Here is a 23,343-nt window from a genome sequence, read left to right as displayed (position 1 = left end):
GAATGAATCGTAACCAAGCACAGCAAGCCATCGGTCAATTCCTTGTAATCGACCTTGGCGCAAATGGACGTTATCTAGGAGAACTGCTCGACGTCATTGCAGAACCAAAAAAGCCATGGCGCGGCAAGCTTCGCGTGCATTCGGTTGTCTCACTGCCAGATTCCATTTTCGAAGGAGGCACCGTTTCACTGCATCAGCTCCCTTATGAGGATGGGGATGTGGCTCTTGTTCCGAGTCATAAACTTCATCGCCCACCTCGGCATTTACCTGCAGAGTCTTTTATTGATTCCATTTTAACAGACCTAAAAAGACGGCATATCCGCTTAAAAAATGATTCCAGTAGCAACACCGTTGAGCTAGAAGCATTAGAAGTGTACATTAAGACACTGTCGAGCCAAAAACGTCGCACGAGGGGTTCACAGCAGACACCCGTGACTCCTTTCTACATTCAATACACGTTTCACATTCAAGACGAACAAATGTACCTATCCGATGAGCACGGAGAAAAGTTGCAGCTAGCTCCTTCTTCATTTGAATATAGCTGGAACGTGCATGATATGCTCGTATCCGGACATTACGAAGGAGACGGGGTGTTTGTTCGCGCCAATGGGCAGCGCTATGTTCCAGAGGAAGGCGCCACCTTTTACATCGACCAGAAACAATTTGACCCGTACTTCATCTTGCGAAATGAGCTCGATCCCGCTGCCTTGCAAGGCTTTGAGCATAATTTAAAAACGTTCGGGCTCACTCACGATGATTTGATTCACTGCTACAACTCGCTGCTTGAACAGCTCCTGTACAGCGAGAGCGCTCACTCATTCTCAGGCGTCAACTTCTTAACGTATCAAACGGATGAGCAGTTTGTACTCATCCAGCATCATTTTAAGCGGGAACTGCGGCAAGCCCATGCCCCGGAGCGAGTTTATGACCGATTTGAATTTACGACGGATAAAGGCAAGCGCACCATCGCCCTTTACACAAACGCCCTTTCTTAACCGAAAAGCGCAGGCGGGTCGTCCAGAAGCGAGAATTTTGGAAGGCCTGGACTAGAAATCCCGGTTTTGGATTTCGGGCCAGGACTGAAAAATCTCGAGCTTCTACCCGCCGGAGCTAGACACCGAAAAGCGCAGGCGGGTCGTCCAGAAGCGAGAATTTTGGAGACCCGATAAACGAAATCCCGAACTTGGATTTCGTTATCGGGGTGAAAAATCTCGACGCTCCTACCCGCCGCAGCTAGACAACCCGAAAAGCGCAGGCGGGTCGAAAGGAGCGAGGATTTTGGAAGGCCTGCACCCGAAATCCCGGTTTTGGATTTCGGGTGCAGGACTGAAAAATCCCGAGCTTCTACCCGCCGCAGCTAGACACCGAAAAGCGCAGGCGCCCTGCTCACGAGCGACAAGTTCTGGAAGAACGGCAGGATCAAGCCCGCCCTTGGCTTGATCTGGCGGTCTGAAGAAACCTCGAGCGAGTGGGCGCCGCAGCTAGATCATGAAAAGCCGCTGCAACCAAGCAGCGGCTTTTTTAACTTCGAGTTCCGTCCCTCGAATACCAAGCAAGGAGGGCATCACCAGTCTCATCGGCAAGGTCATGGACCGTGAACGAGCGACCAGCCAAACTGGATTGGACATTCACTTCAAAGCTTGAGAGTGCGAGATACTTTTGTAGAAACGAAGTGCTACGGGTCGCCGCCTGCACCTTCTGTCTTGGTGTCACGACCACTGTCTGACTTAGCGTTCGATAACGAAGCCAGACATGTTGTTCGTTGAATCCTGCTCCGGCATCTTTGTACTGAAGATAGGCAAGCAGCGCAAGGAGTACAATGAAGATGGCTGCCAATGCCCCTAAGGTGCCGAAGAAATAAATGGCCACACCTGTAAGAAGAACAGGTAGAATGAGGTTGCGGATAAAAAAGCGTTTGGCCGCTCTTCCCGGAGCCGACATCATCTCTCGCTCAAAGGCAAACTCAGGCAGTGTCTCCTCAAAAAATGCGGGCAAATCACGTTTGTGAATCAGGGGAACCAAGAGCGTGGAACCCTGCTCCTGTGCATTGCCTCCCCCTGCCGTTTCAACGTAAATAGAGACAAACCCAAATGGCTGTCGCAAGACATTGCGAATCATTCGCACCGCGGTAATTCGTTTATGCTGAAGCGTTAGTTCCCGGCGTTCCAAGAGCCCTCTTGCCACAACCATTTCCCGCGGATAACGATCAATCTTGAAATTGCCATACGTAATCACCGTAATCAAACACGAAATCAGCCACGAAATAAGTAGTACCCCTATGACAACAACGATCAAAAGCAACACCCCAAGACCTACGAGCAGTTCTGCTGTCTCCTCATAAAAGGAGTCTGGGATAAACTGCCCTGCCTGTGATAAAACAGCCAGAACAGCCGAAATCACCAACCCCAGCCCACTTGAAGTGAGCGCCGCATATAGGAGGCGCTTCTTGCCTAAACGCCATGTATGGAGTGGAGCTTCCTCAGCCTCCTCTTCTGCGACCCGTCCTTCCTCGTCTCCTGCTTCTTCGCTCGTGTCTGGCGGCTCCGTTGCTTTCTTCAGCAGCTCTGCGCGAATCACGTCCGCACCATCTCGCGTGACGGCCACAAGTTCTGCTTCTGCTTCCTCGCCACCGCCGGCGGTGTCTACTTTCACTTTTACGAGGCCAAATAGTCGCTGCAGGACACCGGCATTCACATTAATGCTTTGCACTCGTTTGCGGTGGATGTAGCGCTTCTTTTTGATGAATATTCCCTGCTCAACATAGAGTTCCCCTTCATTTACCTGATAGCGATATTTAAACCAACTAAGCACGGCCGTCAGAACAAGTAGAACAAAGATACCAGCAAGCGCGCTAAAAAACATCCAATTCAAGTCATTTAGAAAGAAAATAATCACAAAAGGAAGAATAAACGATTTCAATGTACTAACAGTGTTGATGAGAATCGCGGCCGGATGCTGTCTTTTTAGCTCACTCATCTTCGTTCACCGAGGCAAGCTCCGCAATTTGATCTCTTAGCGCGTCCGCGTCCTCTAGAAACAGTGTCGGAATCGAGTGTGTTGTAGCCGCAGAGGTGATAGAGACTGCCGCCATTTTGTATCGTCTTAAAATCGGTCCCTGTTCCGTGTCGACATGCTGAACGCGAACCATAGGGATCAGTGTACGTCTGACGATCACCACTCCCTGGCGAATGTCAATCTCTTCATCCAATACTTCATAGCGAAAACGATACCACTGAATTTGAGGCCAAATGACAATGCGGGCCAATCCGTATAAAAGTACGACACCTATCAATCCCCATAAGATCCAGCTTGGCAAGTTCTCAAAGAAAAAGTAGCCGAGGAGACCATAGGCTACGGGAAACAAGGCGAAAAAAAGCGTGTCGAACGAATTCTGAATTCGCCAAACCTGAATCGCCTTCTTTGGCAAGCGTTGGCTAGGCTCCTTTCGCATAGCACCGCCCCCCTTCAAATTTCATTACTATGTAGATCACGCGCCCTGCCCGCAACGCAGCGCGCGTGTCTTCTATTCGTCTTCCTCATCATCCGTGACGTAAACGAGTTCCACTCCTTGTTCCTGAAACCAATCCAAAAGGCGCTGATTTTCTTCAAGATCGTACAAGAGTCCAATCGACTCTACCAGCTCGATCTCTTCCACTTCACCATTTTCGGTATCCTCAATAAGCTCCAACAAGTCTACCATGTTCTGCTCCTTGATTTTAGCAACAATGTCCTCAATCGTCGTCATTTCCAGCACCCTCCTACTTCTGCCTCGCCTCCGTCATTTGTTTCCAAACGGAACCTTTGGCGGCTTCTCCACCTTCAATGCGTTCAAGGGCCATTTTCACTTGCAGCGCTACCTCAAATTCACTGTCCTCTTCGGCCTCTTTCAACGCGGGAACGGCTCTCTCATTGCCAACCTCATACAAAAACATCGCGGCCCGCCAGCGGACGAGCTTATTCTTGTCCTTTAATGATTCAATCATGGCCGGCTGTGCTTTGAGTGAGCCGATATCCGACATACAGTCACCGGCGGTCCGGCGCACAGTCACAGAAGGGTCTTTTAACGCTTTTTCCAGCAGCGGCAGCACGCCTTCGGTCTCGATCATTCCAAGGTACATCGTGGCGAGACGGCGGATGGAACCTTTGTCATCGCTAAGCGCATATTCAAGCACAGGCAGGTCTTTCTCTTTCGGGTCCATTTGCTCAAGCACGGCAAAACGATCGCGCCAGTCTTCTGCTTGCAGCATATCGATGCTAATGTCTTTAAAACGAGCCGCAAACGCCTCGGCCGCTGCCTTTTCCCCTTTGGCTAGTTGAACGAGGCTGTCTAAGCGAGACTGGGGATACGCAGCACTCGTTTCCTCAGCTACATCTTTGGCCATTTGTTCAAGCTCTCCGTAACGGGCCCCTTGATCCTCCCACTTGCGCGCTAGAACGACATTGTCCTCTTGGAGTTGCGCCTTCGCTACAGCCTCTGCAAAACGTGATGGCAAGCCTTCGCGGCGCTCTTCTTCTCCGTCCGAGACTTTCACCTGCATCGGAATCCCCTTGAACATCTGTAATTGGACCGTTACCTCTCCGAACCCTTCCGTTGGGCCGCTTGCTTCTGCCTGCTCCGCCTGCTCTTCCCCAAACCGTTCACGAACCTGAGGAAGAATTCCTTTCCAGTCCACCTTAGGATGGCGATCCACAGCAAGAAAATCGCCGACATGATACACCTGTTTGATCCCTTCAATTTCAAACAATTCCTGAATAAACGCTGGAGCATCCGCTTTGTTTTTTTCTTGGTAGGTCGTGCTTGCTCCCTCGGGTGCTTCACTTAAATTCAGCTTCATCGTATTTGGACTAGGGGTAGGTTCTATCGAACGTATAAACATTTTTTCCTCCTCCTGCATCAAAATCTCCATCAAATTTTAACATAGAGCACAGGGAGTTGCCAGTTTAAGCCGGCCCATTAAGGGTATAGAAAAATTGAAGCGCTAAAGCAGCCGAAACGATGATGTTCTGGTACAATAGACGAAAAGGAGGCTATGCACAATATGCGATTCGCTTTTTTATCTGACATTCATGGAAACGCCACGGCTCTTGAAGCCGTACTGAACGATCTTCGAAGCAAGCAGATTGACCGTGTCTACATACTGGGAGACCTTTGCTTTCGGGGACCCGAACCCAAGCGTGTGCTCGATCTCGTAAAAGCGTCTGGAGCCAACGTCTTGAAAGGGAATGCCGACGAGTGGCTCGTGCGTGGCTTTGAAAAAGGAGAATTGCCGGATGAAGCGCTAGAGGGCATGAACAAAGAGCGCGACTGGACGCTTCAGCGGCTAGACTCTGAAGACATGGACTATTTAAAAAACTTGCCTGAGTCCTTTGTGATTGATGAAGGAGAAGACTTGATTATTCACGCCTTTCACGCGACGCCAGACAGCCTGTTTAATGTCGTTGAGGGGGACGATACCAAGAAGCTTGAGGACGTCATTATGCAAAAAGACGATGCCGATGTCTACATTTATGGACATACACACGTCCCTTACGTTCGCTCTATGCATGGCAAAAACATTGTCAACACGGGAAGCGTAGGGATGCCGTTTGACGGGCACCCCCTCGCCTCCTATGTCATTTTAGAAATCGAGGACGGCACCCATCGAATTCATTTGAACCGTGTCCCATACAACCGCGAACACGTCGTCGAGATTTACAAACAGAGCGGGTACCCAAATATCGAAGCGATGGGAACAGTCATTTACTATGCGGTCCGTCCGTCTTAATCCTTAAAGAATACGGGCGACTTCTTGCATGATTTCCGGCAATGTCGCTTTATCGCCAAAGGTTTGGGCGACGTCGCCTTCCCTAGTAATCAGAATCGTCGTTGGCACGCCGCGGCAGCCGTAGACATCGTAGACGTGCGTTCCTTCGTCAGCAAGAACGGGAAAGGTAAATCCATGGTTCTCTAAGAAATGGGCAAGATCCACGTTCCCTTCTCGCCCGGTCACGTTGATGGTCATAAAAACAAGCGTCCCCGCTTCCATGTTTTCATAAAGGCGCTGTTTTTGTAGCAAGTCGTTTATCGTTTATGGAGTCTGGGCACCAGCTTGTCCAAAATGTAAGCATCATGGCGTGGTCCCCGGCATCTGTCAGGGACCACGTTTCTTGTGTTCGCACATTCGTCAGCGAAAAATCCGGCGCTTTCATTTGATCCCCTCCATTTGGTCTCATGTCAAGCAAGCAAAAAGCCCTTCTTTACGAAGAGCTCTCTGTGCAATGCTCATTGTAAGCAAGAGCAAGATTTCGAACAATATCTTCAGGTTCGGCCCCCTCGATCTGTTCCCGCGGAATAAAGTGAACGACTTCATCCCCTTTAAGCAATGCCATCGACGGCGAAGATGGTGCGTACTCCGGCATATGGGCACGCATCTCGGCGGTCGCTTCTTTGTCCTGTCCCGCAAACACAGTAACCAAGTGATTCGGGGTATGGTCATGCTTAAGCGAATAAATCGCTGACGGCCGGGCAAGGCCAGCTGCACAGCCACATACGGAATTAATAAACACAAGCGTCGTCCCCTCTGCGTGTTCAAGATATCCCGTTACGTCTTCGGCTGTTGTTAATTCTTTAAAGCCAGCATCCGTCAGTTCCTGACGCATGGGCCGTACGACTTGGCGCATGTACTCTTCATAGGCCATTGACATTTGTTGTCGCCTCCTTATCAAGTGAACGTTGTTACGAGTGAATAAAATCACGTACGTGCATGACGGATTGAAAGGCATGCATGCGACGGATCACTTTTCCCTGTTTATAATAAAGCAAGCACGGCACGCTTTCAATTTTTTCGTTCTGGGCAAAAGCAGGCGCAAGCTGAAGATTCAGCTTTTGAATTTGTAGCGACTTCTCTGCGCTCTCCAGAATTTGAAGCATCTTTTCCGCCTGATGGCAAGTGCCACAAAAAGGAGAAAATAGATACAAAAAAAAGGATTTTTCTTCATGAATGAAGCCTTCCAGCTCCTTTATTGTTCGTTCTTTCATGAAGAAGACTCCGGTGCCCGAGGCTTTGCCAGTTCATATACCATCAGGTCCTCTGCGACAATCGTACCGGGACGTCTCTGTTTAACCTCCTGCATATAGGGACGAGAGTCGCGAGCGTAGCGAGAAGAGACGTGCGTCAGCAAGAGCTGCCGAACTTCTGCCAAATCGGCCAGATCACAGATGTCCGCGATGGTCGAATGCCCGTACCCGTGGGCGACCTCCTGCTTATCAGAGGCAAACGTCGCTTCATGGATAAGCACGTCGCACCCTTTGGCAAACGGAACGAGTGCAGACACAGGCTTCGTATCTCCAGCAATAACGACCACACGGCCCTTCATCGTCTCACCTAGATAGTCCTTCCCGTTGAGCTCCCTCCCATCCGCAAGAATGACCGTCTTTCCACTCTTAAGTTCCTTATAGAGAGGGCCTGGTGGAACCCCTTCTGCCTTTAGCTTCTCTACTTGCAGCGCACCGGGCTTATCCGCCTCCGTCACTTTAAACGCAAAACTCGGCACAGGGTGGTTAAGCCGAAGCACATCAACCGTTTTATCCTCGAGCTCGAGCAAAGGACCGGGCTCAAGTTCAACAAAGGAAAGCCGATAGCGGAGCGTCGTCTGAGAAACGCGTAGCGACACATCTACAAAGTCTTCGATTCCCGGGGGGCCATAAATAACAAGCTCGTCCTTCGCTCCTTGAAACGAGCGCGAACTAAGCAGCCCCGGAAGTCCAAGTATGTGATCCCCGTGAATGTGAGTAATAAAGATGCGCGTAATGTCTGATAGACTCAGCGCTGAATGAAGCAGCTGATGCTGTGTTGCTTCCCCGCAGTCAAAAAGCCACGTCTCGCCCCCCTTTTCCAAAAAACGCAGCGCAAGAGCGCTCACGTTGCGGTCGATCGAAGGAACACCGGCGCCAGTGCCTAGGAAATGAAGTTCCACCGGCTAGCTCCCTGCAATCGCATCCGCAAACGCTTTGGCGTAAGGAGGAAGATCCGGCGGTCTGCGGCTTGAAATTAGATGCCCGTCCACGACGACGGCTTCATCATGCCAGATCGCTCCAGCATTTTCCATGTCATCGCGGATTCCTGGAGTGCTTGTGACATTTCTGCCGCTTAAAATATTGGCGGAAATCAGCACCCAACCCGCGTGACAAATCTGTCCGATTGGTTTCTTGTCGGCGTCCATTGTTCGTACGGTTTCTAAGAGCTCCGGAAAGCGGCGAAGTTTATCCGGCGCCCAACCTCCTGGAATTAAAATCGCGTCGTACTCTTTCGCACTTGCATCTTTAAAGGCCAGATCAGAGGTGGCAGGCACCCCGTATTTTCCACTGTACGTCTTATTCGCCTCTGCTGCCGCCAAATCCACGCGTGCTCCTTCTTCCTGCAGGCGCAGAATCGGGTACCATAGCTCCAAGTCCTCAAAATCTGAGTCCAGTGCAGAGAGGATTCGTTTCCCTTCTAGTCTCATCCGCGTCTCCTCCTTCATTCCTTAAATTAACAGCGAGAACAAGTTTTCGTTCTTGTTGACTTCTTCATAGCCAAATCCGATCTGATTCATGCGTTCGATCAGGCCATCGTAGTCTTTGCTATTTTTCAGCTCAATGCCAATGAGCACCGGCCCTCTTGATTTATTGTTTTTCTTCGTGTACTCAAAGCGCGTAATGTCATCGTCTGGCCCGAGAACATCGATAATGAACTCCCGCAAGGCGCCAGCTCGCTGCGGAAACTGTATAATGAAGTAATGCTGAAGCCCCTCGTAAATCAGCGAGCGCTCGCGCATTTCTTCCATCCGCCCAATATCATTGTTGCCACCGCTGACAATACAGACGACCGTCTTGCCCTTAATTTGCTCTTTGTAGAAATCGAGAGCCGCAATCGGCATGGCTCCTGCGGGTTCAGCAACAAGTGCATTTTCATTGTACAACTTTAAAATCGTTGTGCAGATCTGGCCTTCTGGGACAGGGATCACATCATCGAGAAGCTCCTTGCAAATCTCAAACGTCTTCTCGCCCACTCGCTTCACCGCTGCGCCGTCCACGAATTTATTGATTTCCGCCAACTCCACGACTTTTCCCTGCCGAATCGACTCCTTCATGGAAGCAGCTCCGCTCGGCTCGCAGCCAATTAGCTTCGTCCGCGGGCTAATGCTTTTTATGTACGTCCCAACCCCGCTAATCAGACCACCACCGCCGACGGAGGCGAACACATAGTCCGGCGACTCTTCAATATCGTTCATAATCTCAAGGCCGACCGTGCCCTGACCAGCAATCACTTTGTCCTGGTTAAACGGGTGAATGAACGTCATCCCGTGCTCCTCACAGTACTCCATCGCCTCGTCATAGGAATCATCAAACGTGTCCCCATTTAAGACGACGTCCACGTAGTCCCTGCCGAAAAATTCAACTTGCGCGACTTTTTGCTTCGGCGTTGTCGATGGCATAAAGATCACGCCTTTTGTCTTCAGTACCTGGCAGGTGTAGGCCACACCCTGTGCATGATTGCCTGCACTTGCACAGACGACGCCGCTTTCTAGCTCTTCTTTGGATAGACTAGAGATTTGGTAAAACGCTCCACGAATCTTAAAGGAACGAATCACCTGCATATCCTCCCGTTTTAAGAGAACCGTACAGCCGTAACGTTCCGATAAAAATTGGTCCTTTTGGAGCGGTGTGTGCGTCACGACATCTTTAATTTGTTGATTCGCCCGAATGATATCTTGTAAATGCGTTGTCATGAATAAAGAGTCCTTTCACCGCGAAACCTTTACGTATAAATGTCTGCGTATTTATGAGTGGCTTTAGTTTATCACACTCCCCTCTGAATGCGAAACCCTTTCGCACGCCTCTCTAACAGTTGCGCAAGCTGGCTTGACCCTCTATAATGAAACTGAGACCGCTATCAATCGTTCTTTCTTACATAGCATTTGAGGAGGTTTTTGTATGGGTAAAAAAGTAGCTTTTGCCGTGGCCATTGCGCTGCTCTTCGTTCTTTTAGCGCCGCTTGAGCCTGTGCTTGCAGCTGAAACGTCAGAAGATGCGAGTGCACTGGATTCAGGAGGATTATTCACCCCTCTTCTTTCCATTCTCTCGATCGGGACGCTTGTAGGCATGGCCTACTTAATGATCGCCGACCGAGGGTAACCCGAAAAGCGCAGGCGGGTCGAACAGAAGCGAGAATTTTGGAAGGCCTGCACGAGAAATCCTGATTTTGGATTTCCGGGCAGGACTGAAAAATCTCGACGCTTCTACCCGCCAGAGCTAGACACGAAAAGCGCAGGCGCCCTGCTCACGAGCGACAAGTTCTGGAAGAACGGCAGGATCAAGCCCGCCTTTGGCTTGATCTGGCGGTCTGAAGAAACCTCGAGCGAGTGGGCGCCGCAGCTAGACAATCCGAAAAGCGCAGGCGGGTCGGACACAAAAAAGGCTTCCGCAAAAGGAGGCCTTTTTTTAGTGTTCGAGCTCTTCTAACACAATGGTGAGCACATAGCGCACAGCTTTAAAGGTCTCTCGCTGTCGCTTCATTCCAGAAGAGGGATAAAACGATTTGATCGCGACGACGTCTAGATTCTCCACCGTTTGCTCAATTTGCTGTACATGGAGATCTCGAAACTGTCTCTCCCTTACAAACGCTGCCGCAAGAGGGTGCCACTCTGCGGCAAGCGGCTGAACCTTATCGGCAAATGGCTTCACCTTGCCAAAAAAGTCCACTTGGTAAGTTGCATCTTTCTTAACGGTTTCTATATAAAAAGACTCCGCGCTCGCTGTTGCTTCGAGCAATTGTGCCGTACAGCTCGCAAGACGTGTGAGTTCGCTTGTTGTCATCAGAGCACCTCCGCTTCTAGTGTAGCAAAGGCGACCTTTGTTTTAAACCGATAGCATTTGGGCGATCGCTTTCCAAGGCCCTCTTTTTACCTTCGCCCCCCCATGCACTCTTGCAGACTCTCGCCCTACCTTTTGCTCGTTCATTTTCTCTTCAATCCTCTCCATGCGACTTTCAAGCCGAGAAAGCAAGCCTGCCATCTCGTCCAGTTCTGAACGATGTTTTAAAAGCTGATAGCTAACGACGTCATCTGCCTTTGCCTCCAATTTTTCCTCAAGCTCATCGACATGAGTGAACAATTGCGCAAGACGTGCTTCATACTGTTTCGTGGGTACGGAAAGAGAGCGACTTATGGATTCTTTTGGTTCTTCTCCCTCGACCGCTCCTCCTTCAATGCGAATTTCCTTCATTCGTTTGCCGGCTTGTAGTTGTTCATGAATGCTTGCGAGCTGCTCGACGTCGCTTTTTGTATAGAGAAAGTGGCCTTGATCATTCACGTCACAAGCAATGCCAAAAAATTTCGTCCAGCGCTGGACGGTCGTTGGATTCACACCGAGGGATTCTGAAACATCCTTTGTTTTGAGTAACACTTCCATGCTAAGCCCTCCTAAGAAATAATGGATTTTATCCGATTTGCGTATGAAGCATTTCGACCTTTCCTTTAGAACCTCCTCTCCCTCCGACAAAACTAGTACAGGTTCGCCAAAGTTAGTGGCTTTTAGCTAAAATTCATATTTCGGACCCCTCGTCCCTATTGCGACATCGTCCATTATTTTTTACATAAACCAGACCGGATGTTGTCATACTGAGTAGAGCACCGAAGAGGAGGTGTGGAGCATGGCTAAGAAACGGGGAAACAAAGGAGAAAACAAAAAGCCTGAGAACGAAAGCCGTTACACAGGCGACAAGAAGCTTGGGGGACCCGATCGTCCTTCGACATAATAAAGCAAGACAGGACAGCTCATCCGGAGAAACCGATGAGCTGTCCTTTTTTTTGACTAGCTCCAGCGGGTAGGAGTTAACCAACCCCCCTACGCTTTTCTACAAAAAAAGTTTATCGTGTAGCCAAGCCATCGCACGTACTTCTAACGCTTTTTCGCGCACCCAGGCGCTTTCGTCCTTTGGTCTTTTTAGCTGAACAGGCGTGAATAAGTCTTCAATTTGGGAGCGATTAGAGAACCAGTCCTCACGATGAGGGGCTCCATGAGCGATTCGCGGGTAGGCAACCCTTAAAAGCGGGGCCTTTTCCGAAAGATTCCGAGGCTGTCGACGCTCATAATCATGCCGCGACCCGGTCGGTTCTGTGATACGAGCAAAAGTGGCGATCTCCGTCCCGCAGTCTGGATGGTACAATAAAGCCGCTAGCTGCTTGCCCAGTTCAATTCGGGCATGCGCCTGGGCGAAGTCACGTACAGAGCGAACATAAAGATTCCCTCGCGCGTCAGGGAGAAGCACAAAGCTAAAATGAGCGTGCTCCTCCAAAATGTATAGAACCGAATGAAACAATTGCCCGGCGAGCGCTCTCTCCATCAAGCGCATTTGCAGCATTTCCTGTTCGTTAATAATGAGTGCCGTCAGCAGTCGACTCTCGTCTCTCTCGTCCCAAAATCTCTGCCATTCCCGTTCCATAAAGCGTGAAATACCAAGAGGGAAAAGCAAATGGAAGAGTGGTCTTCCCTTCTTTTTCGAGGCTGCATAGACCAGAAGTTGCGGATACGCATCATCAAAAATCAGCCAGTTGGCTCGCTCGTAAATTTTGAAAATTTCGTTTGCACGCTTGTTTGAGAGCAACTGTCTATAAGGAGCTCTGCACAAATCGGTCATATTCCAGCCTGCATTGCGTGAAACCATTCCGGCGAGCAGCGCCCAGCGTATCTCCGGATACCGTTTAGCAAACGCTTCATACGCCTTTGTCCGGGCAATATTGTCCACGTTATAAAAGCCGGTTGTCCTACGAATCAGGCCGACCCTACCCATCTACCCACCCCTTTCTTCATGAAATTTTCATCAACTGTAGCCCCTCACATATTTACTGCAAGAAAACATATGGTAGAATGATGTGATGAACCTCTCTCTACTTTCCCGCAAATAGAGGAGGCTCATTCATCGCAAACCAGAATAAGAAAATCACAAGGGTTGTGAAGAAGATGGCTATTCGTTATCCTAACGGAAAAACGTATGCGGGGAGCGTGAACAAAAGACAAGCAAACCAGCGACTCCCTAGCGACTCCTATTCGAAGCGAGGTATGCGATTAGAAGAAGATATCGACGAGTCGAACGATTTTTACTTGGCACAGGGCGAAGCGGTCATTCATAAAAAGCCAACTCCTGTACAAATCGTCCACGTCGACTACCCGAAACGAAGCGCTGCCGTCATTCGCGAAGCCTATTTCAAACAAGCGTCGACGACCGATTACAACGGCGTGTATCAAGGTTCCTACATTGATTTTGAAGCGAAGGAGACAAAGAACAAATCCTCCTTTCCACTGAAAAATTTCCATGCGCATCAAATTGACCATATGCGCCAAGTCGTTCATGCTGGAGGCATTTGCTTTGTCCTTTTATGCTTTTCGCCCACGCGCGAAGTGTTTTTACTGGATGCCACTCATATGATTGACTTCTATGACAAGCAGCTACAAACACGAAAATCAATTCCAAAATCAGCCATCCAAAAGTACGGACATGCCGTTCGGATTGGCCTTCATCCCCGTATTCATTTCTTAGAAATTGTAAAAACCGTTTACTTTTCGGGGGATTGAGGATAGGAATGACAGAAAGGAAGAGTACAAATGTCAGACGAGTTAAATACAAGACAGGGCAGAAGAAAGGCACAGGAGCGGGTGAAAAAGAAAAACAAGGATAGCGGAAGTGGCGGTGGAGGTAAACGCGGGATCTTCAAGAAAATTTTAGTCGTGCTCGCCATTCTCGCAGGCATAGGCGTTGTTGGCGGTGGGATTACAGTCGCTGCAATTATCGCCGGTGCTCCTGACTTGGACGAAGAGCAGCTCATGCTCGCCCAATCGGTGCAAATTTATGATATGAACGATGAGCGCGTCTCAACACTCGATTCAGGTGAGACGCGAATCAATGCCAGTATTCACGATATGCCCGATCATTTAAAGAACGCTTTTATTGCTGTGGAAGACATGCGTTTCTATGATCACTCCGGCATTGATGTACGCCGCCTTGGTGGAGCCATTGTCGCCAACGTCACCGAAGGCTTTGGGTCGGAAGGCGCCTCCACCATTACGCAGCAGCTGGTAAAGAACTTATTTTTAAGTCAAGAAAAACAACTCACACGAAAAATACAGGAGCAATATCTGGCCATACAGCTCGAGCGTCAATACTCAAAAGACGAGATTCTTGAAATGTACTTAAACCAAATCAACTTAGGATCTTCCGCCGGATACGGGGTTCAAATCGCATCAGAGCGCTATTTTAACAAGTCGCTCGATGAGCTTACGATTGCCGATGCAGCGGTCCTTGCCGGGATTCCGCGTCGTCCGAACTTTTATGACCCCCATCGTAATCCGGAGAATGCGGAAAGCCGTCGAAACCTCGTGATTGGCTTAATGGAAGAGCAGGGGCATATCACCGCTGAGGAAGCCGAAGAAGCACGAAATACGCCGATTGAAGAACAAATGGACTACAACCGAGAGGAGAGCTACCCTCACTCAACGTTCTACGATGAAGTCATAGATGAACTGGAGTCGATGGAGGAGCTCACGGTCAACGACATTCACAACTCCGGACTAAGAGTCTATACAACACTTGACGTCGACGCACAGAACCATGTGGATGATGTGTTGAAATCCGGGGATTACGACATAAACTTTCCAGATGACGAACAGTTTGCGACCGGCGTAACCCTTCTCGATACCGCCACCGGAGCCGTTCGTGCTTTTGGGAATGGCACAGAAGAAAACGACCAGCGTGTGACTAATTATGCCACGGAGCGTAAGCAGCCGGGCTCAACGATCAAGCCGCTACTTGACTACGCACCGCTGATTAATGAACAGCAATTGTCCACCGGTCATATTATGGTCGATGAGCCGTTTAACTATTCAGAAGGTGAGCAAGGACCCGTCAACAATTTTGATGGAGGGTATCAGGGCGCGATGTCGATGCGGCAAGCTCTTGCTCAGTCACGGAATGTCCCGGCCGTGAAGGCTCTCCAACAAGTTGGCAAAGACAATGCCTATGACTTTCTTGAACAAATGATGCCGCTGGATGAAGGAGATGACGGACGCCCCGAGGCTGGAGCGATTGGCGGATTGTCCCATGGATTTTCGACTGAACAATTAGCGGGCGCGTTTGCTGCGCTAGGCAACGGCGGTGAGTTTACCGAGCCACACACGATTCGCAAAGTTGTTTTTCCAGACAACCGCGAAATCAATGTGGAGCCCGAAAGCGCGCGTGTAATGGAAGACTACACGGCATACATGGTCACAGACATGCTCAAAACCGCCGTTGATCGTTCCTCAGGTGGTACGGGCGGAGTCGCTGTCGAAGGCCTTTCCAACGTACCAATTGCCGGTAAAACAGGAACGACGAACTTTGATAATCGGGATGAACTGGGCTTGCCAAGTGATGCTGTCCCGAGCGTCTCGTTCTCGGGGTACTCCACCGATTACACAGCCTCCGTTTGGGTTGGTTTCGATCGGGGACCGAATCCGGAAAATGAGGAGACGATGGATAACTTCCTTACCTATAGCAGCGGCAATACTCAACTTGCCCAGCGCGTGTTTAACGAAGTTATGAAAGGCGTCTCTACTGATGATACCCCCGACTTTGAACAGCCGGATTCCGTGGTAGAACGAGCGGTGGAAGCCTCAACCGGTCTTCTTCCAAGCCCAGCAACGCCAAGCAGTCAAATTCGCACGGAGCTCTTCGTTCGCGGAAATGAAACGAACCAGGTTTCGGAGGAATACGGCATTTCCGATCCGAGCAACGTCTCCTGGGACTACGATGAGGATTCAGGATCGGTGACGTTCACATGGAGTTATCCGGGGGATGAAATCGATGACGTCAGCTTTAATACGAACATTTCCAGCGGTTCACTCTCAGGCGAGACCAACTCTAGCGCCACCCTTCAAGGAGCTGAACCTGGAGAGACGTACACGTTTACTGTGCAGGCAGTCGCTGACGCGGACTCCAGCTTGACAAGTGACAGCATCTCGGTGGAGGCTTCTATTCCAGAAGCCGTCGTAGAGGACGAGGACGAGAACGACGAAGAAGTGGAAGAGGAAGAAAGTACGGAAGAAGAAGCCACTGAGGAGGAAGAGCCTGAAGTGGAAGAGGAACCTGATCAGAGCGAAGACACCGAAGAAGATCCCGGTGACGGAGCTGATAACGGTGACGCTGATAACGACGAAAATGGGTCTGATGAGTCGGAAGCCCCTTCTGATGAAGGCGAAGGAGACGCCGGCGAAGAAAACGGGAATGACGGTGGCAACGGCGACTCAAATGGGTCCAATGGCGACGATAGTGAAGATGGTTCCAATGAGTCTGACTCTGACTCTCCTTCTGAAGAAGACGGAGAGTCAGGGGAGGCGGATGAAAGTGAATCCGACAACGCTAATTCTGATTCCGATGAAGACGCAGAGGGCTCCGAAGAAAACGAGGAGTAACTTCATTACCACCCGAAAAGCGCAGGCGGGATGAGAAAACCGCCGCAGCTAGACCTCGAAAAGCGCAGGCGCCCTGCTCACGAGCGACAAGTTCTGGAAGAACGGCAGGATCAAGCCCGCCCTTGGCTTGATCTGGCGGTCTGAAGAAACCTCGAGCGAGTGGGCGCCGCAGCTAGACACGAAAAGCGCAGGCGGGTTGCCAGAAGCGCGAATTTTGGAAGGCCTGCACGAGAAATCCCGATTTTGGATTTCCGGGCAGGACTGAAAAATCTCGACGCTTCTACCCGCCGCAGCTAGACAAAAGAGCCTGCTAAGTGACCGAACGGTCTTTAGCAGGCTCTTTGTTAATTAGTCCGGGAAGGGCAATTGTTCTAGCTGCTGCGCTTCCTCTCTTATTTGTCTTGCCAGCTTGGGGTCGCTAAGTTCTTTTAAACGCTCCCTTTCGCGCGTTAGCGCCTGGGCGACCTCGTTCGTTCCTGCTATCCAAAGCTCGCTGACGTGCACGAGTAACGCTTCTTTAAGGGCTTCTTCAGCCTCGCGTAAGAACTCCTGGCCCACGGCAGTCGCTTTCTCTGCGACCGCTTCTCTTAGTCGCATGGACTCCCCGCCTTCAAAAAAGGCCTTCAGACTTGTTAGCTGATTCAGATCCTCGCTCAGGCCGATCTCAAGCTGTGCACGCGGCAGTTCCAGGTTAAGCGAAGTGTCTTGCTGCTTTTCATAGAGGAGAACGCTTGGGTGGCTTTTCTGAATGGTCGCCTCCCATTCAGAAAGCCATTTTTCATAAGCCTGTGAAAGAGAGATCTCAAGCCTCACTTTCGTCGCGCCCAACTCTTGATCGAGAAACAAGGCACCGGATTGCAGCCAGTTCTTTACCGCCGTTGCAAGCGCTAAACGCTGTTCCCTTCTCCCAGAACCCTTGACCGTTGTTACGTTTACATGCTCGAGATACGTGTCGAAAAGCGTGTAGCGTAAACGCTCCCGCAGATAGAGAAAGAGTTCGCTCGTCTCCTGCTTCGCCCCTGTCGCAAGCGGTCGCTCTCCTTCCTTCTCAAGCTCCGTTACAAAGTGCCTCGTGCTTGCTTCAAGCGTTTGTTTTTCTTGTTCTTGGACTTCGCGGTTAGAGGAAGCATAATCGCTCGTTTGTGTTAGCACCTCGATGTAATGACGGCATTGGTTGACGAACAAGGAAAGACTGAGCTGCTTTAGTGTGGCGAGGATCTCACTGTACAAACGACCTTCAAACACCGCAAATAAACTTCTCGCTTCTCCTGCGCTTTGCTTTTCAAGCAACCCTTCTTTGCTTGAAACCGGGTACAATCGAGGGTCTTCTACTCCCGCAGCTTGCAGAGAACGAAACACATATTTCTGCACGCCGCTTAATTCCGCTTGACTGCTGGCCAAATCCGCTGCGTTTAGTATGAAGAAAAGCTTGTTGGTAGAAAAATGAGCGTTGATTTTCGCCAGCTGCTCCAAAAACTGGGCATCGGCCTTTGAAAAGGAATGGTTGTAATACGTGACATAAAAAATCGCATCTGATTTCCGCACGTGCTCATAGGCGACGTTCGTATGTCGTCCATGGATGGAATTCACGCCAGGAGTATCAACTAGTGTCATGCCCTCTTTCGTGATCTTGGCATCATAGTAAATATGCACATGCCCAATCAAGCAGGCATGCGTTTCTGTCGCCACTCGCTCCCCTAATTCCTTTAAGGAAACAAGCGCCTCGCTCCCTAAGTGATGCTCGTGTTTTTTGAGACTTTCCTGAACCAGTTCCAGATAGTGAAGCGCGTGCTTTTCCTCTGAGGTTTGCGCTTTAAGCTGCTTTGTTTTCATCCGCGGAAGGGTACCTAGGGTTACACCTGCCTCGAGCGTTCGCGCGACAGCCTGAATTTCTGCATCTAGGGCCTCTGCCGTCTTGTAGGTCACTTGGACCTCCCCATGCGCATGCAGCTCCGTTGATGCCGTCACCGTCGTTACCGTCGCCGTCGTTGGGTGCGGGGACACAGGTAGTACGTCCTCTCCAAGAAGGGCATTGGCAAAGCTGGACTTTCCCGCACTAAACGCGCCAAATAAGGAGATCGTGAAACGCTCGTGCTCAATACGCTCAAGGCTCTCAAGTAGCTGTTCTCGCTCGTAGCTCAGCCACGGTTGATCGACAAACGCTGCAAGCGTTTGTTTCGCCTTGTCCAAAGGAACGTTGGCCATATTCGTATCGCTCCGAGACAAGGACCTTTCTTCGTTTTTCCACTCCGTAGCGATCACGCTTGAGGCTGGGAGAACCGCTTTCGCTAACGAGTGGCTCTCATTGGAATTCTCTTCCGTATACGGATTCCTCAGCTCCTCTTCTATCTGTGCTTCAAACGCGCCTCCATCCTCAAGCGCTCCTGCCTTACGTTGTAGTTCACCGATACGCTCGTGATAGGCTGCTCCTTCCTCCTCCATTTTCCATAAATACGCACGAGCACCTTCAAGTTGCGCAAGAGAGTTTGCAAGCGTTTCTTCCTGTCTTGCAAAATGATCCTCTAGCTCTTGAACCCCGGTCCTTAACGCCGCATGTGCTCTGCTTTGCAGCCGTTTAACAATTTCACCGGTTCGTTCCTTTGCGAACGCGTAAACAAACGCGTCCCCAACCGTTCCACTCGGTTGGTGCCGCTGGAAAAATTCTCTGTCCACCGTATAGGCGACTTGCGTAACGGCCTCATCAAACGCTTCTTTGCTTTGCAAATGTTCGCGCGGGATCGTTTTTAATGATCGCTGGAGATGAAAGACAAGTTGTGAATCCACTGTATCCTGAAGTGCGTTTATGAGAGCATCGAGACGTCTTTCACGCTCTTCCTTTGTCTTCTTTTTGGACCTTAGAACCCCTACTTTAAACGAGGAGGCCGCCGATTCCAGCCAGGCTTGTGCTTTTTCCATCACCTGCGCGGGAAAAAGCGTGACTTGCCTGAAAAGTGACTCCCAATCCTCTTCAAACGACTGCTGCATTTTGTCAGCAGCCCCTTTGGCACGCTCGTATTCCTGCTCCAGTTTATCAAGAGCCTGGACTTCCGCTACGTCGAAACCATCCGCCTCTATCTCGTCCCAAATCGCTTGTTCTCGATCCAAACGTTCGTTTTCCAACCTGCTCACAACCGCCAAATAAAAGCTGCGCTCAAGCCGTTTCCGACTCAGTTTCTCAAGAGAACCCCCCGCGAAAAGCAGCGCTTTCATATCACGGGAAAAGCTTGTAAATCGGTTGTGTTTCCCCTCTCTTCGCGTACTCGTGTAGTAAAGGCGCATATAGGAAATCTCCCACTTGCCAAACGTCTCCTCTGTAGAGGCGTGGAAGGCTTCAAACGAAAGCTCTTGATCGTTGTGCTTATCCACTTGGTTGATGACAAGGAAAAGCGGTTTGCCTTCATCGCTTAACTGCTTTAAAAACTGCAAATTCGTTTCCGCCTGAACATGATTGTAGTCCATCACATAAACAATCACATCCGTGGTATAAAGCGCCTCAAGCGTCATCGCCTGATGCGTCGGGTCGGTGGAGTCCACTCCTGGCGTGTCATATATCGTGCTACTTGCCCCCAGGAAGGAAAGAGGGGCTGTAATGGTGAGCGACTTGATTCCTGCTCCGTCCATTCCCCACTCCCTCACTTTTTCCCATGGGATGTCCCCTTGCCAGTGCTGCGTCTGATCAGCGACCGTCGTCATCGCGACGCCAAGCGGCCCATTTTGAATGGCAATCATATTGGCACTTGTCGGGATTGGACTTGTCGGCAATACCTCTGCGCCTAGCAGCTCGTTCACAATGGTGGATTTGCCCGCGGAAAAATGACCACAGAAAGCAAGGTCAAAACGTGGCTTCTGTTGTTTGGCGGCAAGGGCCGCCTCGTGCTGTTTCTCTTCTTCCGTCCATCGCACCGGACGCATTACATCCATCGATTTCACGTCATTCGTTCCTTTCTCTACACAAGAAGAAATCGCCTTCGTCATGACCTGACTTTAGCCTTCAAGCGCTTTTGCCCTTCTCGGCACATCTCTAGGAGTGGACAGCTCTCACATTTTGGCGAGGCGGCTTTACAGTGATACCGGCCAAAAAAAATTAGACGATGATGGCTGGCGGACCACTCTTCTTCTGGAAGCTTCCTCATCAACGTCTCTTCCACCTGGCGGACATTGTCCTTCCAGCGACAGATGCCGAGGCGTTTTGAGACACGTTCCACATGCGTGTCGACCGCAATCGCTGGCCGACCAAAAGCCACACTTGTGACAACATTTGCCGTTTTCCGGCCAACACCTGCAAGCTCCTCCAGCTCTTCACGTGTTTTTGGCACCATTCCTGCGTGATTTTCAATCAGTGACTGGGAAAGCTTCTTAAGATTCTTTGCTTTGTTTCGAAACAGTCCAATCGAGCGTATATCTTGCTCCAACTCTTCAAGCGGCACTAAAGTGTAATCTTCTGGTTCTTTATATTTGGCAAACAAGTGCGGGGTGACCTTATTCACAAGGGCATCGGTGCACTGTGCCGATAACACCACCGCCACGAGAAGCTCAAAAGGATTGTTATGCACGAGCTCGCACTCAGCCTCCGGAAATAGCTCTCCCATCGTCTGAAGCGCCTGCTGTGTATCTTTTTTCGAGAGCATCAGCACCTCCTCCTACAAGTTCTCTAGCCAGTGAAAGCTCGGAACCGTTTGATCTGGCTTTTTGGATGGCGTCTCTTTTTTTGGTGTGCGCTTGCGAAAGCGGTCGCTGTGATTTTTCGCCTGCTCGACCGTTTGAATGCCGTTTCGCTTCCATTCAAACAAGATCCGGTCAATGTAGCGGAAGTTTAACTTGCCCGAGACGACCGCTTCTCGGAGAGCCGCATAGATCAGCTCTGTGCTATGACCGTCCTGGTCCAACCACATCGAAAGCGTCTCTGCTTCAATCGGTGAGAGAGGGCGCGCGAATTCCTGTTCAAAACGCTGGTAGAGCTCTCCTTCGTTCGATTCATTTTTCTTCTCTTCGGCGTTTTGCTCCTTGCGCTCAAGCAGCTGAATGAGCGTTGCCCAAAGCGGCTCAAGCGTGTAGTACTCATAAAGAATGCCATTATGGTCCCATTTATTTTCAAGAGCAAGGAGCTGTTTTTTCACAAGCGATCCTAACAGCTGTGCACACCCATCAAGCGTAAGCGTCATCCGCTCGCTTAAGTGCTGCGGTGTCGGAAAAGCGTCCCCGCTATCGAGAAAAAACTGCACATGGAGAAGCGCAGCAAATTCCTGCTCATTCATGCCCAGATCCGTATAATGTTCAAGCAAAAGCTGCGGGACTGTCACATGCTTCTGATTCGCCCATTTCATAAAAACATCATTCATCATTACCACCCCTGAACGTTTAGTATAACATGCACCACCCTTCGAGGCGTAGCTAATCCGAAAAGCGGAGACGGGTTGCTTAGAAGCGCGAATTTTGGAAGGCCTGCACGAGAAATCCTGATTTTGGATTTCCGGGTAGGACTGAAAAATCTCGACGCTTCTACCCGCCGCAGCTAGAGCAAAAAAGTTGACCCGAACGATAGGTCAACTTCCGCAATTTATGGGTAAAGCCGGTTTAGGAGCCGCGGAAAACCAATGGTTTCCCGAACATGATCAATGCCCGCGAACCAGGCAACCGTACGCTCAAGACCGAGTCCGAATCCAGAATGAGGAACGGAACCGTATTTGCGTAAATCCAAATACCACTGGTATGTATCAAGGGAAAGATTGTGCGCCTTGATTTCTGCTTTGAGCAGATCATAATCGTGAATTCGCTCAGAGCCGCCAATGATTTCTCCGTAGCCTTCCGGGGCAATCAAGTCCGCGCATAGGACAACATCGTCCCGCCCTTTGGCTGGCTGCATGTAGAACGGCTTCAAGGATTTCGGATAATGGGTAATGAAGACCGGCTTGTCGTAATGCTCAGCAAGCGCCGTTTCGTGAGGCGCCCCAAAGTCATCGCCCCATTCCACATCGTCGAACCCTTTTTCTTTAAGCAGCGTGAGTGCCTCATCATACGTAATGCGTGGAAACGGGGCTTCAATCGCTTCCAGCTTGCTACCATCTCTATCTAGCTGTTTAAGCTCAAGCTGGCAATTTTCCCGTACACACTTCGCCATAAAGGCCACATAGTTCTCTTGAATGTCCAGGCTTTCTTCATGTTCCACAAAAGCCATTTCTGGCTCAATCATCCAGAACTCAATCAAATGCCTGCGTGTCTTCGATTTTTCTGCCCGAAACGTCGGCCCAAATGTAAAGACGCGTCCAAACGCCATCGCCCCTGCTTCCGCATAGAGCTGCCCGCTCTGTGACAGGTACGCATCTTCATCAAAGTATTTCGTATGAAAGAGCTCCGACGTGCCTTCAGGAGAGCTGCCCGTTAAAATCGGAGAGTCCAGCTTCGTAAACCCGTTTTCAAAAAAGAAATCATAGGTGGCACGAATGATTTCGTTTCGAATTTTCATGACGGCATGCTGACGCTTCGACCGCAGCCACAAATGGCGGTGATCCATTAAAAATTCCGTCCCGTGCTCCTTCGGCGTAATCGGGTACTCCTTCGCTTCGTGAATGATCTCAAGCCCCGTAACCGCAAGCTCAAAGCCGGATGGCGCACGGTCATCTTCGCGAACCGTTCCCGATACGTAGACAGAACTTTCCTGGGTGATGCCTTTGGCTGCTTGAAACAGCTCTTCTTCAACCTCAGCCTTAACGATTACTCCTTGAATAAAGCCTGTTCCATCTCTCAACTGCAAAAAAGCGATTTTTCCACTTGAACGTTTTCCGGCAATCCACGCTCCAATGGTTACCTCTTCATTAACATAACGCCCCACTTGGGCAATGGTTGTTTTCACTAAAAGTCCCTCCTGCACTTACTCATAA

Annotated in this window: 24 protein-coding genes; 6 read left to right on the top strand and 18 right to left on the bottom strand. The window is 50.2% G+C overall.

The features are described from left to right. The first annotated feature begins 2 nt into the window (after positions 1-2). Positions 3-995, top strand: coding sequence for a DUF2777 family protein (locus AVZ68_RS13910; protein ID WP_059105166.1), 993 nt, complete (start codon positions 3-5; stop codon positions 993-995). 526 nt (positions 996-1,521) lie between these two features. On the opposite strand, the gene AVZ68_RS13905 is transcribed toward AVZ68_RS13910, so the two are convergent. The 4 genes from AVZ68_RS13905 to AVZ68_RS13890 all read right to left on the bottom strand — a co-directional run bounded on the left by AVZ68_RS13905 (position 1,522) and on the right by AVZ68_RS13890 (position 4,877). Further along, complete coding sequence (locus AVZ68_RS13905) at positions 1,522-2,976, bottom strand: PH domain-containing protein (protein ID WP_059105165.1); 1,455 nt, start codon at positions 2,974-2,976, stop codon at positions 1,522-1,524. Further along, positions 2,969-3,451: a PH domain-containing protein gene (locus tag AVZ68_RS13900; protein WP_059105164.1), complete on the bottom strand. Its 483-nt coding sequence runs from the start codon at positions 3,449-3,451 to the stop codon at positions 2,969-2,971. Before AVZ68_RS13900 ends, AVZ68_RS13905 begins: the two co-directional genes overlap by 8 nt. 72 nt (positions 3,452-3,523) lie before the next feature. After that, a complete protein-coding gene (locus AVZ68_RS13895; RefSeq protein WP_059105163.1) occupies positions 3,524-3,745 on the bottom strand; it encodes a hypothetical protein in 222 nt (73 codons plus the stop codon). Between the two features lie 13 nt (positions 3,746-3,758). Next, positions 3,759-4,877 carry a conserved virulence factor C family protein gene (locus tag AVZ68_RS13890; RefSeq protein WP_059105162.1) on the bottom strand — a complete coding sequence of 373 codons (1,119 nt, stop codon included), beginning with the start codon at positions 4,875-4,877 and terminating at the stop codon, positions 3,759-3,761. 162 nt (positions 4,878-5,039) lie between these two features. Between AVZ68_RS13890 and AVZ68_RS13885 the strand changes: the two genes are divergently transcribed. Next, positions 5,040-5,765, top strand: coding sequence for a metallophosphoesterase family protein (locus AVZ68_RS13885; protein ID WP_059105161.1), 726 nt, complete (start codon positions 5,040-5,042; stop codon positions 5,763-5,765). A gap of 3 nt (positions 5,766-5,768) precedes the next feature. Here AVZ68_RS13885 and AVZ68_RS13880 read toward each other — a convergent pair whose 3' ends face one another. From AVZ68_RS13880 to ilvA, 7 genes are read right to left on the bottom strand one after another with little or no spacing between them, the layout of a single operon-like run. Beyond that, positions 5,769-6,056: a TlpA family protein disulfide reductase gene (locus AVZ68_RS13880; protein ID WP_157404668.1), complete on the bottom strand. Its 288-nt coding sequence runs from the start codon at positions 6,054-6,056 to the stop codon at positions 5,769-5,771. Continuing rightward, a complete protein-coding gene (locus AVZ68_RS20925) occupies positions 6,031-6,189 on the bottom strand; it encodes a redoxin domain-containing protein (protein ID WP_180316709.1) in 159 nt (52 codons plus the stop codon). Before AVZ68_RS20925 ends, AVZ68_RS13880 begins: the two co-directional genes overlap by 26 nt. A gap of 48 nt (positions 6,190-6,237) precedes the next feature. After that, entirely contained in the window at positions 6,238-6,684 is a 447-nt protein-coding gene (locus AVZ68_RS13875; RefSeq protein ID WP_059105159.1) for a BrxA/BrxB family bacilliredoxin, read from the bottom strand. Positions 6,685-6,715: 31 nt separating this feature from the next. After that, complete coding sequence (locus AVZ68_RS13870) at positions 6,716-7,018, bottom strand: thioredoxin family protein (protein WP_059105158.1); 303 nt, start codon at positions 7,016-7,018, stop codon at positions 6,716-6,718. Then, a complete protein-coding gene (gene rnz, locus AVZ68_RS13865) occupies positions 7,015-7,956 on the bottom strand; it encodes a ribonuclease Z (protein ID WP_059105157.1) in 942 nt (313 codons plus the stop codon). The genes AVZ68_RS13870 and rnz overlap by 4 nt, the downstream gene beginning before the upstream one ends. Positions 7,957-7,959: 3 nt before the next feature. Beyond that, complete coding sequence (locus AVZ68_RS13860; RefSeq protein ID WP_059105156.1) at positions 7,960-8,484, bottom strand: type 1 glutamine amidotransferase domain-containing protein; 525 nt, start codon at positions 8,482-8,484, stop codon at positions 7,960-7,962. A gap of 21 nt (positions 8,485-8,505) precedes the next feature. Continuing rightward, the gene (gene ilvA / locus AVZ68_RS13855) at positions 8,506-9,750 is read right to left on the bottom strand and encodes a threonine ammonia-lyase IlvA (RefSeq protein ID WP_059105155.1); all 1,245 of its coding nucleotides are present in this window, start codon (positions 9,748-9,750) and stop codon (positions 8,506-8,508) included. A gap of 205 nt (positions 9,751-9,955) precedes the next feature. Between ilvA and AVZ68_RS13850 the strand changes: the two genes are divergently transcribed. Continuing rightward, positions 9,956-10,156, top strand: coding sequence for a hypothetical protein (locus AVZ68_RS13850; RefSeq protein WP_059105154.1), 201 nt, complete (start codon positions 9,956-9,958; stop codon positions 10,154-10,156). Between the two features lie 306 nt (positions 10,157-10,462). On the opposite strand, the gene AVZ68_RS13845 is transcribed toward AVZ68_RS13850, so the two are convergent. Both AVZ68_RS13845 and racA read right to left on the bottom strand, forming a co-directional pair. Next, positions 10,463-10,837 carry a YppE family protein gene (locus tag AVZ68_RS13845; protein WP_059105153.1) on the bottom strand — a complete coding sequence of 125 codons (375 nt, stop codon included), beginning with the start codon at positions 10,835-10,837 and terminating at the stop codon, positions 10,463-10,465. 42 nt (positions 10,838-10,879) lie between these two features. Next, positions 10,880-11,431, bottom strand: coding sequence for a chromosome-anchoring protein RacA (gene racA, locus AVZ68_RS13840; protein WP_059105152.1), 552 nt, complete (start codon positions 11,429-11,431; stop codon positions 10,880-10,882). 241 nt (positions 11,432-11,672) lie between these two features. Here racA and AVZ68_RS20595 point away from each other — a divergent pair, with 241 nt between their 5' ends. Next, positions 11,673-11,777, top strand: coding sequence for a spore protein (locus tag AVZ68_RS20595; RefSeq protein ID WP_218970847.1), 105 nt, complete (start codon positions 11,673-11,675; stop codon positions 11,775-11,777). 99 nt (positions 11,778-11,876) lie between these two features. Here AVZ68_RS20595 and AVZ68_RS13835 read toward each other — a convergent pair whose 3' ends face one another. Next, complete coding sequence (locus AVZ68_RS13835; protein WP_059105151.1) at positions 11,877-12,812, bottom strand: DUF2515 family protein; 936 nt, start codon at positions 12,810-12,812, stop codon at positions 11,877-11,879. Positions 12,813-12,982: 170 nt separating this feature from the next. Between AVZ68_RS13835 and recU the strand changes: the two genes are divergently transcribed. Together recU and AVZ68_RS13825 are read left to right on the top strand one after the other, a co-directional pair. After that, positions 12,983-13,594 carry a Holliday junction resolvase RecU gene (gene recU, locus AVZ68_RS13830; RefSeq protein WP_059105150.1) on the top strand — a complete coding sequence of 204 codons (612 nt, stop codon included), beginning with the start codon at positions 12,983-12,985 and terminating at the stop codon, positions 13,592-13,594. A gap of 30 nt (positions 13,595-13,624) precedes the next feature. After that, positions 13,625-16,465, top strand: a complete 2,841-nt coding sequence (locus tag AVZ68_RS13825) for a PBP1A family penicillin-binding protein (RefSeq protein ID WP_059105149.1) — start codon at positions 13,625-13,627, stop codon at positions 16,463-16,465. A 348-nt stretch (positions 16,466-16,813) separates the two neighbouring features. Here AVZ68_RS13825 and AVZ68_RS13820 read toward each other — a convergent pair whose 3' ends face one another. The 4 genes from AVZ68_RS13820 to asnS all read right to left on the bottom strand — a co-directional run bounded on the left by AVZ68_RS13820 (position 16,814) and on the right by asnS (position 23,315). After that, positions 16,814-20,440 (bottom strand): dynamin family protein, encoded by a 3,627-nt coding sequence (locus tag AVZ68_RS13820; RefSeq protein ID WP_082676615.1) that lies wholly within the window; start codon positions 20,438-20,440, stop codon positions 16,814-16,816. Next, positions 20,437-21,093, bottom strand: coding sequence for an endonuclease III (nth, locus tag AVZ68_RS13815; protein WP_059105148.1), 657 nt, complete (start codon positions 21,091-21,093; stop codon positions 20,437-20,439). Before nth ends, AVZ68_RS13820 begins: the two co-directional genes overlap by 4 nt. 12 nt (positions 21,094-21,105) lie before the next feature. Beyond that, the gene (locus AVZ68_RS13810; RefSeq protein ID WP_437182697.1) at positions 21,106-21,804 is read right to left on the bottom strand and encodes a DnaD domain-containing protein; all 699 of its coding nucleotides are present in this window, start codon (positions 21,802-21,804) and stop codon (positions 21,106-21,108) included. 218 nt (positions 21,805-22,022) lie between these two features. Further along, the gene (gene asnS / locus AVZ68_RS13805; protein WP_059105146.1) at positions 22,023-23,315 is read right to left on the bottom strand and encodes an asparagine--tRNA ligase; all 1,293 of its coding nucleotides are present in this window, start codon (positions 23,313-23,315) and stop codon (positions 22,023-22,025) included. Between the last annotated feature and the right edge of the window lie 28 nt (positions 23,316-23,343).

This window comes from Shouchella shacheensis (assembly GCF_001484965.1).
In the GTDB taxonomy this organism is placed as follows: domain Bacteria; phylum Bacillota; class Bacilli; order Bacillales; family Bacillaceae_D; genus Shouchella; species Shouchella shacheensis.
This window is presented reverse-complemented; position numbering and strand designations above follow the sequence as displayed.